Raw genomic sequence first — 16,825 nt, 5'->3', positions numbered from 1 at the left:
TTTCCCTATGCTGCTAAAGCATCTCCCTCATGATGAAAAACCGAGAGAACGATTTATCAAATACGGGCCCAGCAGTTTGTCAAATCATGAACTTGTTGCGATCCTTCTAAGAACAGGCACAAAAAAAGAATCAGTTCTCCAAATTTCTGCAAGACTTCTGCAAACATTTGGCGGGCTTCGCTCTGTAAAAGAAGCCTCAATTGAAGAAATGTCGAAGATTCGAGGAGTTGGAAAGGCGAAGGCGATTTCTCTTTTAGCTGCTTTAGAACTCGGCACTAGATTACACCATCAAACGACGGATAACCGCTATGTGATCCGCACACCAGAAGACGGAGCGAATTTTGTGATGGAAGATATGAGGTTTTTACAACAGGAGAATTTTGTTTGTTTATATCTGAATACTAAAAATCAAGTTCTTCATAAACATACTGTGTTTATTGGAAGTCTGAACTCATCCATCGTTCACCCGCGTGAAATTTTCAAAGAGGCCTTTAAACGTTCGGCCGCTTCATTTATATGTGTGCACAACCATCCATCTGGAGATCCGACGCCCAGCAGGGAAGATATTGAAGTTACACAACGACTTTTTGAATGTGGAAAGCTGATTGGAATACAGCTGCTTGATCATCTGGTCATAGGTGATCAAAAATTTGTGAGTTTGAAGGAAAAAGGGTATTTGTAACACTTTTTTTTTCAATGTTTTACGATATAATAGAGTTTATGAGTTTTTCCCTAAAGGGAATTTTGGTTTAAGAAAGGAAGATACATACATATGTTTGGAATTGGTACAAAAGACCTTGGAATAGATCTTGGAACAGCGAATACGCTTGTTTTTATTAAAGGGAAAGGCATTGTTGTAAGAGAACCTTCGGTCGTAGCTTTGGAAACTGATACGAAGTCTATAGTGGCGGTTGGAAATGACGCGAGAAACATGATTGGCCGTACACCTGGTAATATTGTGGCACTTCGCCCAATGAAAGACGGAGTCATTGCAGATTACGAGACGACAGCAACAATGATGAAATATTACATTAATCAAGCATTAAAAGGCAAAGGGCTTTTTGCTCGTAAACCTTACGTGATGGTATGTGTACCATCTGGTATTACAGCTGTAGAAGAGCGTGCAGTTATTGATGCAACAAGACAAGCTGGTGCACGTGACGCATACCCGATTGAAGAGCCATTTGCTGCGGCGATCGGTGCTAACCTGCCTGTATGGGAGCCAACAGGAAGTATGGTTGTTGACATTGGCGGCGGTACAACAGAGGTAGCCATTATTTCTCTTGGCGGTATTGTGACATCACAATCAATCCGCGTGGCAGGAGATGAAATGGATGATGCGATTAGCAGCTACATCCGTAAAACGTATAACCTGATGATCGGTGATCGTACGTCAGAAGCTATCAAAATGGAAATCGGTTCTGCGCAGCCTGATGTACATGATGAAATGGATATTCGGGGCCGTGATCTTTTAACTGGTCTGCCAAAAACAATCTCGATTACAGCAGATGAGATTGCAAAAGCGCTTCGCGATACAGTGGAAACAATTGTTGATGCGGTGAAAATGACACTTGAAAAAACTCCGCCTGAGCTGGCAGCAGATATTATGGACCGTGGAATCGTCTTAACTGGCGGCGGTGCATTGCTTCGTAATCTTGACAAAGTCATTAGTGATGAAACGAAGATGCCAGTCATTATTGCAGAAGACCCGCTTGACTGTGTGGCAATCGGAACAGGAAAAGCACTAGAGCATATTCATTTGTTCAAAGGAAAATCAAAAGATAATCGATAATCGGGCGTAAATAAAGAGGTGTAAGACATGCCGCAGTTTTTTATGAATAAAAGATTAATGTTGCTCCTTGTCTGTGTCATCGTACTGGTGGCCATGATTGGTTTTTCAGTGAAAAGCGGCAGAGGTGCTTCATGGCCGGAAAAATTAGTGGGGGATACGACAGGCTTTTTTCAAGGTGTCTTTCATAAACCATCACAATTTATCGCCGGTATTTATGGGAACGTACAAGATTTAAAGAACACATACGATGAAAACGAACGTCTTCGAAAAAAACTTGATGGACAAACCCAATATGAGGCGAAGCTTCAAGAACTAGAAGATGAGAACAAAAAGCTACGCAAGCAGCTCGGTTATGTGAACTCTATTCGTGATTATACGCCAATTCTATCTACGGTTATCGCGAGAAACCCGTCCCTTTGGGATAGCTTTGTCATGATTGATAAAGGGAAAAAACAAGGCGTTGACAAAGATATGGCGGTCACAAATGAGAGTGGTGCGTTAATTGGGAAAATTGAAAGTGATAAGCTCAACAATTTTACTTCGACTGTAAGGTTGCTAAGCTCTACTGACCAAAATAATAGAATTTCAACGAAAATTTTTGCGAAAAAGGGCAAAGAAGAACTCAACGGAATTATTAACGGCTATGACAGTAAGAAAAAAATGCTGACAATGAATATTCTGAAATCTGATGCAGATGGAGATGTCAAAAAAGGAGATCTTGTTGAAACATCTGGAGCAGGGGGCGTATTCCCTCAAGGCTTGACGATTGGTAAGGTGAGTGAAATCGAGCCAGATCATTACGGCCTGACAAAAATCATTTATGTAGAACCAGCGGCTGAACTCAACAATTTAGACCGCGTGATTGTGGTGAATCGCAGCTCAAGTACGGCAGATGCATCAGAATTGACGAAGGAGGAAGGCTCGTGAGACGTGTCCTTCTTGCTTTCGTCATGTTGTTTATCTTCGTATTTGACAGTATTTTTGTCGATCTAGTGAAGCTCCCATTTGTTTCAGACAATCAAATTTTAGCTCCTCATTTCATCTTACTCGCACTTGTATTTATGACGGCTTTTGTGAATCAAAAATATGGTGTGATTTTCGGTTTTATCTTTGGACTTTTATATGATATTTCGTATACAGGCATACTTGGTGTTCATATGTTTGGCTTTGGAGCGCTCTGCTATTTGCTAGCGAAAGCCTTTAAAGTTTTGCAAACGAATATGTTAGTGGTCGTCTTTCTGTCGATTATTGCTGTTTCCGTGATGGAGTTTTATGTATACGGCGTTCAAGCGACAATTCAACCAGGTATTATGCCGTTTAATACGTATGTCATCGAACGCTTTATTCCAACGATTCTTTTAAATACTGCTGCGTCTCTCATACTTGTTGTGCCGCTTAGGCTCTTTTTCATCAATATGAAACAAGGACTGATCGACGAATAAAAGCAGGAGTTTGTCCAAATACGGCGAAATGAGTATGTTGTTGAGGTGAGCATCTTGAAAACTCAAAAACAGCAATATGTGACAATAAAAGGTACAAAAAACGGATTAACATTACAGTTAAATGATGACTGTTCGTTTGATGACCTTCTTTCTGGCTTGCGAGAGGTTCTTTTACTTGAGCAATATACAGATGGAAGGGAAGGTCATAAGGTTAATGTGCATATTAAGCTTGGTTTTCGGTATTTAACAGAGGATCAGGAAATGCGTTTGACTGAAGCAGTCTCTGAAAATGAACATCTCGTCATTCACTCTATTGAAAGTGACGTCATGTCAACTGAAGAGGCGAGACGATTAAAAGCAGAGGCCGAAATTACCTCTGTAGCCAAAATTGTGCGCTCTGGACAGGTACTGTATGTTGAAGGAGATCTCTTATTAGTAGGAGATGTCAATCCTGGCGGAACGATTCGTGCAGGGGGAAATATTTTTGTGCTCGGCGCTTTAAAAGGCGTGGCACATGCTGGATGTAATGGGAATAAACAAGCTGTCATTGCGGCATCTCATATGATTCCAACACAGCTTCGCATCGCACAAGTGTTTAACCGTGCACCAGATCAAAAAGAAGATGGAAATGAAATGGAATGTGCTTATTTAGATATAGATGGCAACATGATCATTGAACGCCTGCAGCAATTGGCTCATATAAGACCTAATCTGACAAGGCTTGAGGGAGGAATGTGAAATTGGGCGAGGCTATTGTGATTACCTCAGGAAAAGGCGGCGTTGGCAAAACAACAACATCTGCAAACTTAGGCACAGCACTAGCAATTCAAGGGAAAAAGGTGTGTCTAGTTGATACCGATATTGGCCTTCGGAATTTAGATGTCGTGATGGGGCTTGAGAACCGCATTATTTATGATCTAGTCGACGTAGTAGAAGGAAGATGTAAAATTCACCAAGCGCTTGTAAAAGATAAGCGTTTCGAGGATCTTTTGTATCTTTTACCCGCTGCTCAAACAAGTGATAAAACGGCTGTAGAACCAGAGCAGATCAAAGAATTAATTCAATCATTGAAACAAGACTTTGATTATGTCGTCATTGATTGCCCTGCTGGAATTGAGCAAGGCTTTAAAAATGCTGTATCTGGTGCAGATAAGGCAATTGTCGTGACGACGCCTGAGATCTCAGCTGTGAGAGATGCCGACCGTATCATCGGCTTGTTAGAACAAGAAGATATCGAACCACCTCGTTTGATTGTCAACCGTATTCGTACACACATGGCGAAAAGTGGCGATTCAATGGATGTGGATGAAGTTGTCCATCACTTATCGATTGATCTTCTTGGCATTGTCGCTGATGATGACGACGTGATTAAGGCTTCAAACAATGGTGAACCGATTGTCATGGATGCTAAAAATAAAGTCTCGATTGCATATCGTAATATCGCCCGCCGCGTACTAGGCGAATCTGTTCCACTTCAATCATTTGAAGATGAAAACAAAGGAATGTTTGCTAAGCTGAAAGCATTTTTTGGTGTAAGAGCTTAATAAGCATTCAGGTAAGATGAGACCGATTCGATCAGAATCGGTTTCAGCGTGTAGACAAACCCTCGCATTCGTTGTCAGGTCTGCGCGCTGGTGCTCACGAATGTTCAATTCGCTCCGCGCCAGTGCTCGACCCTTCCTAGACTTCAAAGGTTTTCTATCACGCTGAAAAGAAGACAAAGGGCTAAAATAAACATCATTTTAGCCCTTTGTCAACAATCTAAGACCGATTCGATCAGAATCGGTCTTTTTGTTGCATATCAGATGAGGTCGTCACATAAAATGTACAAACTGTTTGTATGTAAAGGGTGATCTCATGAAAAGAGTGGACGAGTACCGAAAGAAAATCGCGCAGCGCCGCAAAACGAAGCAGTCAGCTGCTCCATCTAAGAAGACGACTTTTAAGAAAAAAGAAGATATCCCTCCATGGGTCATGCTGACAGAGGAAGAAAAGCATTCAGGGTCGTCTTCCTTTGAATCGTCGTCTCATCAGCCGAAGAAATATCAGCATCCGCTATTTAACCCCAATGCCTTTGTGCTGAAGTGTTTATTATCTGCATCCCTTGTCTTGATTGCAGCCATTTCATTTAAAGGTCAGGCAGGGCCGTTTCAGCAGCTGAAGCCGATCATTACGCAGACCTTTGAGCAAGATTTTCAATTTGCTGCTGCCAATCGCTGGTTTGAGAAAACAGTTGGAAACCCCCTTGCCTTTTTAACAGACAAAAAGGAAGACCAAAAAGATGTACAAGCGAACCAAGAACTGGCCGTACCTGCTTCTGGAAAAGTGCAGGAATCCTTTATGCAAAATGGAGCAGGTGTCAAAGTCGAAACATCGGCTGAAGCGATTGACAGTATGAAGGAAGGCTATGTAGTAGAAGTGAAAAAGAAAAGTGACACAGGGCTGACAGTGGTCGTGCAGCATGCGGATAACAGCTATAGCTGGTACGGTCAATTAAAGGAAGCCAATGTGGCTTTATACGATTTTGTCGATAAGGGTGAGAAAATTGGCCAGATCTCACTTGATGATCAAGGAAAGGGCACATATTACTTTGCCATTAAGCAAAATGAACAGTTTATCGATCCTATTCAGGTGATGACCTTTGAATAGATGGCTGATCATGCTGACGAAAATTCACATTCATCCGCTGCTGTGGATTGTAATGGCGTTTGCGATTCTCTCTGGTCAAATCAAGCCGCTGCTTTGTCTGCTCATTATCGTCTTTGTCCATGAGCTTGGACATGCAGCGGCTGCTTGCTATTATCATTGGCGCATTCGGCGGATTTTTCTACTCCCGTTTGGCGGAGCGGTAGAAGTAGAAGAGCATGGGAACCGCCCGCTAAAGGAAGAGCTGGCGGTCATTTTATGCGGGCCGCTCCAGCATGTACCGCTCCAGCTTATGGCATGGTTTTTCATGGAAGCTTCTTTTATTTCACACGACATTTTTACGATGTTCACTTTTTATAATATGGCGATTTTCCTTGTGAATCTTTTGCCGATTTGGCCGCTAGATGGCGGAAAATTATTCTTTTTGCTCTTATCAGCATATTACCCGTTCCAACGTGCACATGCCCTTGCCATAAAAGGCTCCCTTGTCTTTTTCATTCTATTGACAGGCGGATTACTTTTGTTTGCGCCGCTTCAATTTAACGGCTGGGTGCTGCTTACCTTTTTAGCCTATTCACTCGTGATGGAGCACCGGCAGCGGCATTATGTCAGGGTTCGTTTTTTACTAGAACGCTATTACGGTAAAAAAGAGCAAAAGGTAGAAAAGCTGATTCCGCTGAGAGCGAGCGCTGAGGAAAAAGTATATGAAGTAATGGCGCGATTCCAAAGAGGCTGTAAGCATCCGATTATTATTGAAAGAGATGGAGTGAAAATGAGCCAGCTTGACGAAAATGAACTGCTTCATGCGTATTTTTCAGATCGAAGAACCACCTCCTCAATGGAAGAGCTTCTTTTGCCGTACTAGTGATGAAAATACGTTGACATTCTGCGTCTAATTTGATATATTTTTTAATGTTATGGATATGTAGCACCCGTGCTACAACCGCGCGAAGCAGGTGTAAAGAGCCTAAGGCCCCCTGTATTCGGCGAGTCTGAGTTTATTAGGAGGTGCAGAGATGTACGCAATTATCGAAACTGGTGGTAAACAAGTAAAAGTTGAAGAAGGTCAAACTGTTTATGTTGAAAAACTAGCTGCTGAAGCAGGTGAAACAGTAACTTTTGAAAACGTATTGTTTGTCGGCGGAGACACTGTCAAAGTGGGTAACCCTTCAGTTGCTGGAGCAACAGTAACGGCTAAAGTTGAAAAACAAGGTCGCGGTAAGAAAATTACTGTGTTCAAGTACAAACCGAAGAAAAACAACCACAAGAAACAAGGTCATCGTCAACCTTACACTAAAGTTGTTATCGAAAAAATCAACGCTTAAGGCGTGTGAGTGATATGATCAAAGCAACCATTACTCGGTCGGCAGCAGATGAAAGCATTACGTCTTTTCAGATGACTGGACATGCCGAGTTTGCTGAAAAAGGTCAGGATCTCGTTTGTGCAGGAGTATCTGCTGTTGTTTTCGGCTCAGTCAATTCAATTATTGCACTGGCAGGATTGGACCCTCTGCTCGATATTGGTGACGAAGGCGGCTATTTCTCTTTTGAATTGCCAGCTGATACAGATCCAGTATCCTTTGAAAAAGCCCAGCTGCTTTTAGAAGGCATGGTCGTTTCCTTAGAAACAATCGAACGAGATTATCACGATTATGTGAGAATATCTACAAAAAAATAGGAGGTGAACTTCATGCTTAGATTAGATCTTCAATTTTTCGCATCTAAAAAAGGGGTAGGTTCTACAAAGAACGGACGTGACTCTGAGTCTAAACGTTTAGGCGCTAAACGTGCTGATGGTCAATTCGTAACTGGTGGTTCTATCCTTTATCGTCAACGTGGAACTAAAATCTATCCAGGTGAAAACGTTGGACGCGGAGGCGACGACACTCTTTTCGCTAAAATCGACGGAACAGTTAAATTCGAACGTTTCGGTCGTGACCGTAAAAAAGTGAGCGTATATCCTGCGGCACAATAATTGCTAAAAACTCCGGTCATTGACTGGAGTTTTTTTCACTTTTTACAAGTAGTATCGAAGATGAAAAAGAGATGCACTCCATCAATATCAAAGAACGTTTGCTGACTTTGCCTCATTTTCTCCTATAGATCAGAAAAAACAACCTTTCCTCACATAACTAGTGTTTTTCTATGCTGTCTTCTCTGTTATAATTCAGGGAGACATAGTGATGATAAGACTCCTAAAAGAGAGACCAAACGATTGGGAGTGCGATAATGGAAGAGATATCAAGTAAACAAAACGAAAAATTAACTCACGTTGCATTAACAAATGAATTGATCTATCTGCTCAGTCGTTCAAGACATGACTGGATGAATAAATTGCAGCTGATCAAGGGCAACTTGACATTAGAAAAATATGACCGTGTGTTTGAAATTATAGAAGAAATGGTCATTGAAGCACAGCATGAATCCAAACTCTCAAATTTAAAAATTCCCCAATTGGCCTATTACTTTCTAACATTTAATTGGGAGTCGCATTTTATCACCTTAGAATACGAAGTGCTTGGTGAAACCCGAGACTTATCAGCATATGAATCGCAGCTGCTAACGGTATCACAGGAGTTGTTTTCGATATTCGATCAATCAGTTTGCCAAAAAACTGAAAATCATTTAACGGTCACGTTCCAAACAGATCATGAAGAGAATGATGTGGTCTTATATTTTGATTTCAAAGGAAAATTAACAAGTTTGGATGCGTTAAATGCGTTTCATGACGCAAACTATCCATGTATGAGTGTAGTTCAATTTCATGTGACAAGTCATGAGTCCATGATCGAGCTTTGTTTGAGGCAAGAATGAGATATGTGATGCAGAGAAACGGAGGAAGTTATGTTTGTAGATCAGGTTAAAGTGTATGTTAAAGGCGGTGACGGCGGAAACGGTATGGTGGCGTTTCGTCGTGAAAAATATGTGCCAAAAGGTGGACCGGCTGGCGGCGATGGTGGAAATGGTGCAGATGTTGTATTTGAAGTAGACGAGGGACTTAGAACATTGATGGACTTTCGTTACAAACGCCATTTTAAGGCGGATCGCGGCGAGCACGGAATGAGTAAAAACCAGCATGGTCGAAATGCGGAAGAAATGATTGTCAAAGTTCCGCCCGGTACAGTTGTGACGGATGCAGAGACGGAACAAGTACTCGCAGACTTAACAGAGCATGGACAGCGGGCAGTCATTGCAAAAGGCGGACGAGGCGGACGAGGAAATTCACGTTTTGCAACACCGGCAAACCCTGCGCCACAGCTTTCTGAAAATGGCGAGCCAGGTAAAGAGCGTGACGTCATCTTAGAATTAAAAGTACTTGCAGATGTTGGGCTTGTTGGTTTCCCAAGTGTCGGGAAGTCAACGCTGCTTTCAATTGTCTCTTCTGCGAAACCGAAAATTGCGGATTATCATTTCACTACGCTTGTGCCGAACCTAGGAGTTGTCGAAACAGATGATAACCGAAGCTTCGTCATGGCGGATCTGCCAGGACTGATCGAAGGCGCGCACGAAGGCGTTGGCTTAGGTCATCAATTTTTACGCCACATTGAGCGGACACGTGTCATTGTCCATGTGATTGATATGTCAGCACTTGAAGGACGTGACCCGTACGAAGATTATGTGACGATTAATGAAGAGCTTGAGCAATACAATATGAGATTGACTGAGCGTCCACAAATCATTGTAGCGAACAAAATGGACATGCCAGATGCAGCTGACAATCTAGCGGCATTTAAAGAAAAATTAACGGATGACTATAAAGTGTTTCCAATTAGTGCGATCACAAGAGAAGGGCTTCGTGAGCTTTTATTTGAAATCGCCAATCAGCTTGAAACAACACCGGAATTCCCGCTTTATAATGAAGAGGAACTGTCTGATAACCGCGTGATGTACAGGTTTGATGAGGGAGATGCACCATTTGAGATCACAAGAGATCCTGATGGTACATTTGTCATAACGGGTAAAGCACTTGAGCGACTGTTTAAGATGACAGATTTCTCAAGAGATGAGTCCGTGAAACGATTCTCTAGACAACTGCGCGGAATGGGCGTCGATGATGCCTTACGTGAGCGTGGTGCACAAGACGGCGACATCATTCGTCTGCTTGAATTTGAATTTGAATTTATTGATTGATCAAAAGGAGGGTCCAGTCCATGGGCTCTCCCGTTTTTAAAAGGGGAGAAAACAGGTGAAAGAAGAAACGTTCTATTTAGTAAGAGAGGATGTCCTTCCAGATGCGATGCGAAAAACGCTTGAAGTTAAAAAGCTTCTCGATCGCAAAAAAGCGGATTCAGTTGCTGATGCTGTTCAACAAGCGGATTTAAGTCGCAGTGCTTTTTATAAATACAGAGATGCTGTTTTTCCATTTTATACGATGGTGAAAGAGCAGATCATCACATTGTTTTTCCACCTTGAGGATCGGTCTGGGGCTCTGTCAAGACTGCTTCAAATTGTGGCTGACTCTGGCTGTAATGTGTTATCCATTCACCAAACGATTCCGCTGCAAGGAAGAGCAAATGTCACCCTATCCATTAGCACGGCTGGTATGGCAGATGATATCAATACAGTCATGAATCAATTAAGAAAACTTGAATTTGTCGAAAAAGTTGAAATTCTAGGTTCTGGGGCGTAAAAGGAGAGATCATAGCAGATGAAGCAATTAACTGTAGGTTATTTTGGACCAGAGGCAACATTTACTCATTTGGCCGTATGCTCTTGCTTTCCAGCAGATGCAGTGCAGCGTGCCTATGCAACGATTCCGCAATGTATGGATGCTGTGTCAAAAGGCGAAGTCGATTTGGCGGTCGTTCCACTTGAAAATGCACTCGAAGGATCTGTGAACTTAACGATTGATTATTTAATTCATGAAGAAGCGCTGTCCATTGTTGGTGAAATGACAGCACCGATTCGGCAGCATTTGCTTGTCCACCCATCAAGAGCGGAAAGCTGGGAGACATTAGATGTGATCCAATCACATCCGCACGCGATTGCCCAGTGTCATCAATTTCTGAAAAAGCAGTACCCGGATATTCCGCATCGTCCAGTTGAATCAACAGGTTATGCAGCGAAATATATCAGTGAGCATCCGGATGAGGCTGCTGGGGCCATTGCGAATGAAATTGCCGCACAAACGTATGGTTTAACGATTGCAAAAAAAGACATTCATGATTATCCGCACAATCATACACGCTTTGTTATTTTACATAAAGATCCTAAAGCATCGTTCCCAATGAATGCAGGGTTCTCATCGAAGCCAAAAACGACCATTGTCGTCAGTCTGCCAAAGGATGACCAATCAGGTGCATTGCACCGCGTGTTATCTGCCTTTTCTTGGCGAAATCTCAACTTGTCAAAAATTGAATCTCGTCCAACAAAAACTGGTCTTGGACACTATTTATTTATTATAGATATAGAAAAAGAAATGGATGATGTCCTTGTCCCTGGTGCGATTCAGGAATTAGAAGCGATTGGCTGTGAAGTCAAATTGCTCGGCAGCTACCAAACATATGAACTAACGAATGAAAAATAGTGTCCTATAAGGGACACTATTTTTTTAGTCTTTAATTAAAAAGCCAGCATCATCGAGCGCTTGGATGGCTTGGTCAAGCTGCTTTTGACTGTAAGAAGTGAGTGTATGTAAATGCACGCCGTCTGTTAGTTCTGACAAGTAGGAGGCGCCCGTGTTAGAAATGTGATGAACGAAATCAGCTACTTGCTTGCGGGTGCTGACGCGAATAGAGGCCGTTAGTTCACCGTAAACAGGGTGCTCTATAATCACATCTTTTACCGTCACACCAAAGTCTACAATTAAGGTCAGTTCCTCTTCTGTACGAACAGGATCATGCTTGCAGGCGATGATTTGTTCAATTTCTCTTTCTGGCGCATGCTGAGATGCCATATACACATAGCCTTGACTTGTGGCAATAATGGGTTCGTTTTTTGCTTTCAATAGTGAGATATCTTGTACAATGACTTGTCGAGAGACAGCCGCCTTTTTAGCCAAAAAGCTTCCGGTGAGCGGTGTATCTGTTTCTTTCAACCACTCTAAAATGGCGTTTCTTCTCTCTTCGCCAATGAGTTTCCTCTCTTGCTCCACGTCTTATGCTCCTTTCTTCTCCTTTTGCAATTGTTCAAATGTATGCAAAAGCTGATCGATGTCCTCTTTTGACGACTTCGATCCAAATGATAGTCGAATGAATTGAAGAGCATCACGATCTGATACGTGCAATGCCTTCACAGCCGGGGAAGGATGATGATAACCAGAAGCACATGCGCTTCCAGTCGATATACAAATCCCATGCCGGTTACATGCTAACATTACATATTGTCCTTCAAACCCTTCAAAAAAACAACCAATAATATGAGGCAACATAGGGCGATTGCCATTGTTCTGAAGTGTACGAACAGGAAGCTGTCTCATTTTCAGCTGCTGATGAAAATAATCACGAAGCTGCTCATTTTGCCGCTTTTGCTCATCTAGCTTAAGTATCAATTGTTCGCTCGCAGCAGCAAAAGCACCGATGCATGGAACGTTCACTGTTCCAGGGCGGAAGCCATTTTCCTGAACTGCACCTGAATATAGTGGCTTCCAAGGAACATGAGCACCCATATAGACAGCACCAGCGCCCTTAGGTGCATACACTTTATGGCTCGATATGGATACAGCATCAACCCCAAGCTCCTTGATGGACACACGAACCTTTCCGAATGTTTGCACGGCATCTGTATGAAAAAGAATGTGCCTTTCTTTTAAAATGGGTGCTAATTCAGCGAGCGGCTGGATAATCCCTGTTTCTGAATTAGCATGCTGGATAGATACTAATCCTGTTTCAGGCAATAATGCATCTTTGAGAATGTCCTGAGTGATGATCCCATCTTGATTCGGTTCAATGATCGTAACCTTCGCGCCAAGACGCTCTAAGCTCTTAACCGCATGATGAACAGAAGGATGCTCTACAGAAGTTGTGATGACATGCTGCCTGTCTGCTGGCAGACCATTTGCCATCGATTGAATCGCAAGAAGATTGGATTCCGTTCCACCGCTTGTAAAGTAGATGCCCTCTGGTTCGCCCTCAAGAATGGCAGCGATTGATTGTCTGCTGTAAGTCAGTATGTCATTTGCTCTTCCACCTGCATCATGTAGACTACTTGCATTCCCGTAGCAATCTTTACTTAGCTGCTGAAATACATGCAGTGCCTCCTCCGAAACAGGTGTAGAAGCTGCGTAATCTAAATAAACCAATCCATCCATCTCCTATGAGAAAATTTTTTCTTGTATTTATTGTAGTGTTGTGTAATGATATGTGTCAAGACAGGTGTAAATGACAGGAGGGGCGATGGTGTCATCAATCAAAAAAATCATTGTGGTGGGATCAGGCATTGCAGCGCTTTCCTTTGCAAAAACCATTTCAGCAAGCTGCCAAGTCATCATGATGACAAAAAAACAATTTTCCTCTAGTAATTCCATGCTTGCACAAGGAGGAATCGCTGCTGCCTTTTCAGCACAGGATTCTGTTCATCAGCATGTACAAGACACATTAGCTGCCGGCTGTGATCACAATGATGAAAGGGCGGTACAAGAGATTGTAAGTCTTGGAAAGCATATGGTGGAGCAGCTCGTAGAAGAAGGCTGTCCATTTGATCAAACGGAGACGGGCGTGCCGCAATTAGGTAAAGAGGGGGAGCATACGACTCATCGCATTTTGCATGCAGGAGGAGACCAAACAGGTAAAACCCTCGTGCAGTATTTAAAAAATCAGCTTGGCTCACATATTCATTTATATGAAAATTCCCATGTCGTTGATCTGCTCGTTCACGAAGGAACCTGCATAGGAGTGGTCTGGAAAGACGAGAAAGATCGCGTACATACTATGACCGCAGATGCCGTTGTTTTATCCACGGGCGGCTGCGGCTCCCTATATGAAACAAACACAAATGACCCTTCTATAACAGGAGACGGACTGATGATGGCTTATCGAGCCGGAGCACAATTAGCTGATCTCGAATTTGTTCAATTTCATCCCACCCTCTTGACGATCGCTGGAAAAACAGTCGGTCTCGTTTCAGAGGCAGTCCGAGGAGAGGGAGCCTATTTAGAAGATGAAACAGGCAGGAGGATCATGAAAGGCATTCACCCACAAGCTGATTTAGCGCCTAGAGATATTGTCGCTAGAGCTATTTTTCATGAGCAGCAATTAGGTCATGATCTGTATCTCAATATCAGCGAAATTCCACATTTCTCAGTTCGTTTTCCAGCCATTGCTGCAATGTGTGAGCGGGCAGGTGTCGATATGGCAAGCGGCAGGCTCCCAGTTTCCCCTGGTATGCATTTTTTAATGGGCGGAATCTGCGTGAATGAATATGGCGAAACGACGCTTCCATCTCTTTTTGCTATCGGAGAAGCAGCCTGTACAGGCTTACACGGAGCGAACCGATTGGCGAGTAATTCTCTCTTGGAAGGTCTCGTTTTAGGAAACAAAGCGGCACAGAGAATTGAACAAATACCTAAAAAGAAAAAAACAATCCCTTCTTTCTCTATTCAAGAAGTATGGTCCGTGCCAGAGATTTCAGGGGATCAGTTGAGACAATGGATGACGACATATGCCGCAATTGTAAGAGAAGAAAAAGGGCTAAAGACCTTGCTTCAAACATTACAGCAAGTCCCTTATCAGCAAGTGAATGTGAAGAATATCACAAGCCGACAGATCGAATTAAGTAATCAATGGACATTAGCGATTTGCCTTGTGAAGTCTGCATTACTTCGTACAGAAAGCAGAGGCGGCCATTATCGAATGGATTATCCAAAGCGGAATGATGCTTTGTGGAGGAGCATGCAGATTGTCCATGAAAAAGGCCACATTCACATGATGAAAAATGAAAGGATCGGTGCCAAATGGAACGTTTACAGTTAAAACAAATGCTGACTCATTTTTTCACAGAAGATATTGGCTTTGGAGATGTATCTGCTGATGGCATTTTTGGAGAAAAGAAAGGAACAGCCTATATCATCGCAAAACAATCGGGTGTATTGGCAGGTTCTCAAGTCATTGACATAGGGTACCGCCTGCTGAATGAACAGATTCAGGCTGAGTTGTTTTTTGAAGAAGGTGATTGGATTCATTCAGGGGCAGTGCTGGCGAAAATAAAAGGACCAGTCAGCGACTTATTAAAAGGAGAACGGGTCATTTTGAATGTCTTGCAGCGCATGACAGGTATCGCCACTTTAACACATGAAGCAGTGCAGCGATTATCGGACCCGTCGATTACGATTTGTGATACGAGAAAAACGACGCCCGGCTTGCGTATGTTAGAGAAATACGCTGTGAAGACAGGTGGGGGAAAGAATCATCGCTTCGGCTTATCAGATGGGGTAATGATTAAAGATAATCATATCGCCGCATGCGGCTCTATTCGTGAAGCAGTAGAGAAAGCAAGAGCATATGCCGGTCATATGGTGAAAATTGAAGTAGAAATTGAATCAGAAACGCAGCTAAAGGAAGCCATTGATGCAAAAGCCGATGTCATCATGTTTGACAACTGCTCTCCGGACGAAGTCAAACGTTTTAAACAAATGACGCCTGAGACAATTCTGACCGAGGCTTCAGGAGGTATCACGCTAGAGACATTGCCAAGTTACAGAGGGACAGGTGTCGACCTTATTTCACTTGGTTTTCTGACACATTCTGCTCCAGCATTTGATTTTAGTATGAATATGGAATTCAGTCATAAAGGGGGAACAACTCATGTCACTGCTTGATGTACTTGCGAATCAACATGCAGCCATGATGCCAGAAGAATATAAACACCGCTCTGTTGATGAGATGAAGCAGCGTGTGTTAGACATTAAACGAGCCTTTGGATCAAAGCTTTTTATACCAGGGCATCATTATCAAAAGGATGAAGTCATCCAATTCGCAGATGCAACAGGAGATTCATTGCAGCTCGCACAAATAGCCGCGGACAACAAGGAAGCGGAGTACATTGTGTTCTGCGGTGTTCACTTCATGGCTGAAACGGCAGACATGCTGTCAAATAAAAATCAAAAGGTTCTATTGCCAGATATGAGAGCAGGCTGTTCAATGGCAGATATGGCAAACATGAAACAAACGGATAGAGCATGGGAGCAGCTCACTGATCTGTTTGGGGAGACAATTCTTCCACTTACGTATGTCAACTCAACAGCTGATATTAAAGCATTTGTCGGAAAGCATGGCGGGGCCACTGTGACATCATCAAACGCTAAAAAAGTGCTGGAGTGGGCGCTCACACAAAAAGAGCGGATTCTGTTTCTCCCTGATCAGCATTTAGGGCGTAATACGGCCTTTGATTTAGGCATTTCACTTGAAGAAATGGCTGTCTGGGATCAAATAGAAGAAAGGCTCATCACCGATCAGCCGCTTTCCCGCATCAAGATGATTTTATGGAAAGGCCATTGCTCTGTCCATGAGAAATTTACGGTGCGAAATATTGAAGAAACGAGAAAAAGAGACCGTGACATTCTAATTCTTGTCCATCCAGAGTGCACGCATGAAGTCGTCACGGCTTCTGATCTTGCCGGTTCAACGAAATTTATTATTGATACGATCAAGGAAGCACCAGCAGGAAGCAAGTGGGCGATTGGAACAGAGATGAATTTGGTTAAGCGGATCATAGATCAGCATCCAGATAAACAAATCGAATCCCTCAATCCGGATATGTGTCCATGTTTGACGATGAATCGGATCGATCTCCCTCATTTGTTATGGTCACTAGAAAGCATAGAGAAAGGTGATCCGGTCGGTTTGATTCAAGTCAATGAAGACACGACAAAAGACGCTTTACTTGCACTGAATAAAATGCTCGCCATTAAATAATGAATCAGCCCCTCCTATCAGAAAACAAGTTTTTATCATATTAGCTTGTAAATAGGCATAAATTTATGGTGAAACATATTGTACTTCTGACATAA

20 protein-coding genes and 1 other annotated feature are annotated in these 16,825 nt (G+C 42.8%); of the genes, 18 read left to right on the top strand and 2 right to left on the bottom strand.

Annotated features, from left to right (window positions below; all coding sequences use genetic code 11):
• Positions 1-7 precede the first annotated feature (7 nt).
• From radC to pheA, 15 genes are all read left to right on the top strand, one after another.
• Positions 8-682 (top strand): RadC family protein, encoded by a 675-nt coding sequence (gene radC, locus MHI33_RS14990; RefSeq protein ID WP_044139998.1) that lies wholly within the window; start codon positions 8-10, stop codon positions 680-682.
• A gap of 90 nt (positions 683-772) precedes the next feature.
• Positions 773-1,792, top strand: coding sequence for a rod shape-determining protein (locus MHI33_RS14985; RefSeq protein ID WP_003216532.1), 1,020 nt, complete (start codon positions 773-775; stop codon positions 1,790-1,792).
• Between the two features lie 27 nt (positions 1,793-1,819).
• Positions 1,820-2,719 (top strand): rod shape-determining protein MreC, encoded by a 900-nt coding sequence (gene mreC, locus MHI33_RS14980; protein WP_003216396.1) that lies wholly within the window; start codon positions 1,820-1,822, stop codon positions 2,717-2,719.
• Positions 2,716-3,234, top strand: a complete 519-nt coding sequence (mreD, locus tag MHI33_RS14975) for a rod shape-determining protein MreD (protein ID WP_034661648.1) — start codon at positions 2,716-2,718, stop codon at positions 3,232-3,234. The genes mreC and mreD overlap by 4 nt, the downstream gene beginning before the upstream one ends.
• Positions 3,235-3,288: 54 nt before the next feature.
• Positions 3,289-3,972, top strand: a complete 684-nt coding sequence (minC, locus tag MHI33_RS14970; RefSeq protein ID WP_340912239.1) for a septum site-determining protein MinC — start codon at positions 3,289-3,291, stop codon at positions 3,970-3,972.
• Between the two features lie 2 nt (positions 3,973-3,974).
• Entirely contained in the window at positions 3,975-4,778 is an 804-nt protein-coding gene (minD, locus tag MHI33_RS14965) for a septum site-determining protein MinD (RefSeq protein WP_003216504.1), read from the top strand.
• Positions 4,779-5,091: 313 nt separating this feature from the next.
• Entirely contained in the window at positions 5,092-5,883 is a 792-nt protein-coding gene (locus tag MHI33_RS14960) for a M23 family metallopeptidase (protein WP_340912236.1), read from the top strand.
• The gene (locus tag MHI33_RS14955; protein ID WP_044140001.1) at positions 5,876-6,745 is read left to right on the top strand and encodes a M50 family metallopeptidase; all 870 of its coding nucleotides are present in this window, start codon (positions 5,876-5,878) and stop codon (positions 6,743-6,745) included. Before MHI33_RS14960 ends, MHI33_RS14955 begins: the two co-directional genes overlap by 8 nt.
• 66 nt (positions 6,746-6,811) lie before the next feature.
• Positions 6,812-6,884, top strand: a sequence feature (ribosomal protein L21 leader region).
• Positions 6,885-6,896: 12 nt separating this feature from the next.
• Positions 6,897-7,205 carry a 50S ribosomal protein L21 gene (rplU, locus tag MHI33_RS14950; RefSeq protein ID WP_003216781.1) on the top strand — a complete coding sequence of 103 codons (309 nt, stop codon included), beginning with the start codon at positions 6,897-6,899 and terminating at the stop codon, positions 7,203-7,205.
• Positions 7,206-7,219: 14 nt separating this feature from the next.
• A complete protein-coding gene (locus MHI33_RS14945) occupies positions 7,220-7,558 on the top strand; it encodes a ribosomal-processing cysteine protease Prp (protein ID WP_065098528.1) in 339 nt (112 codons plus the stop codon).
• Positions 7,559-7,570: 12 nt separating this feature from the next.
• A complete protein-coding gene (gene rpmA / locus MHI33_RS14940) occupies positions 7,571-7,855 on the top strand; it encodes a 50S ribosomal protein L27 (protein WP_003216586.1) in 285 nt (94 codons plus the stop codon).
• A gap of 254 nt (positions 7,856-8,109) precedes the next feature.
• Positions 8,110-8,694 carry a sporulation initiation phosphotransferase B gene (locus MHI33_RS14935; protein ID WP_012010758.1) on the top strand — a complete coding sequence of 195 codons (585 nt, stop codon included), beginning with the start codon at positions 8,110-8,112 and terminating at the stop codon, positions 8,692-8,694.
• A gap of 30 nt (positions 8,695-8,724) precedes the next feature.
• Positions 8,725-10,011 carry a GTPase ObgE gene (gene obgE / locus MHI33_RS14930; protein WP_012010757.1) on the top strand — a complete coding sequence of 429 codons (1,287 nt, stop codon included), beginning with the start codon at positions 8,725-8,727 and terminating at the stop codon, positions 10,009-10,011.
• A 55-nt stretch (positions 10,012-10,066) separates the two neighbouring features.
• Entirely contained in the window at positions 10,067-10,510 is a 444-nt protein-coding gene (locus tag MHI33_RS14925; RefSeq protein ID WP_003216269.1) for an ACT domain-containing protein, read from the top strand.
• Positions 10,511-10,528: 18 nt separating this feature from the next.
• Complete coding sequence (pheA, locus tag MHI33_RS14920) at positions 10,529-11,407, top strand: prephenate dehydratase (RefSeq protein WP_034661622.1); 879 nt, start codon at positions 10,529-10,531, stop codon at positions 11,405-11,407.
• Between the two features lie 24 nt (positions 11,408-11,431).
• Here the strand turns inward: pheA and MHI33_RS14915 are convergent, their stop codons facing one another.
• Both MHI33_RS14915 and MHI33_RS14910 read right to left on the bottom strand, forming a co-directional pair.
• A complete protein-coding gene (locus MHI33_RS14915; RefSeq protein ID WP_050943655.1) occupies positions 11,432-11,974 on the bottom strand; it encodes a transcription repressor NadR in 543 nt (180 codons plus the stop codon).
• A 3-nt stretch (positions 11,975-11,977) separates the two neighbouring features.
• On the bottom strand, positions 11,978-13,120 hold the full coding sequence (locus MHI33_RS14910) for an IscS subfamily cysteine desulfurase (protein ID WP_185107066.1): 1,143 nt from the start codon (positions 13,118-13,120) through the stop codon (positions 11,978-11,980).
• Between the two features lie 94 nt (positions 13,121-13,214).
• On the opposite strand from MHI33_RS14910, the gene nadB reads away from it, so the two are divergent.
• The 3 genes from nadB to nadA are packed head-to-tail and all read left to right on the top strand — an operon-like array spanning position 13,215 to position 16,730.
• A complete protein-coding gene (nadB, locus tag MHI33_RS14905) occupies positions 13,215-14,789 on the top strand; it encodes an L-aspartate oxidase (RefSeq protein WP_340912227.1) in 1,575 nt (524 codons plus the stop codon).
• Complete coding sequence (nadC, locus tag MHI33_RS14900) at positions 14,771-15,634, top strand: carboxylating nicotinate-nucleotide diphosphorylase (protein WP_265208121.1); 864 nt, start codon at positions 14,771-14,773, stop codon at positions 15,632-15,634. The genes nadB and nadC overlap by 19 nt, the downstream gene beginning before the upstream one ends.
• The gene (gene nadA, locus MHI33_RS14895) at positions 15,621-16,730 is read left to right on the top strand and encodes a quinolinate synthase NadA (protein ID WP_340912222.1); all 1,110 of its coding nucleotides are present in this window, start codon (positions 15,621-15,623) and stop codon (positions 16,728-16,730) included. Before nadC ends, nadA begins: the two co-directional genes overlap by 14 nt.
• The last annotated feature ends 95 nt before the right edge of the window (positions 16,731-16,825 follow it).

This window comes from Bacillus sp. FSL K6-2971 (genome assembly GCF_038006405.1).
Classification (GTDB): Bacteria; Bacillota; Bacilli; order Bacillales; family Bacillaceae; genus Bacillus; species Bacillus pumilus.
This window is presented reverse-complemented; position numbering and strand designations above follow the sequence as displayed.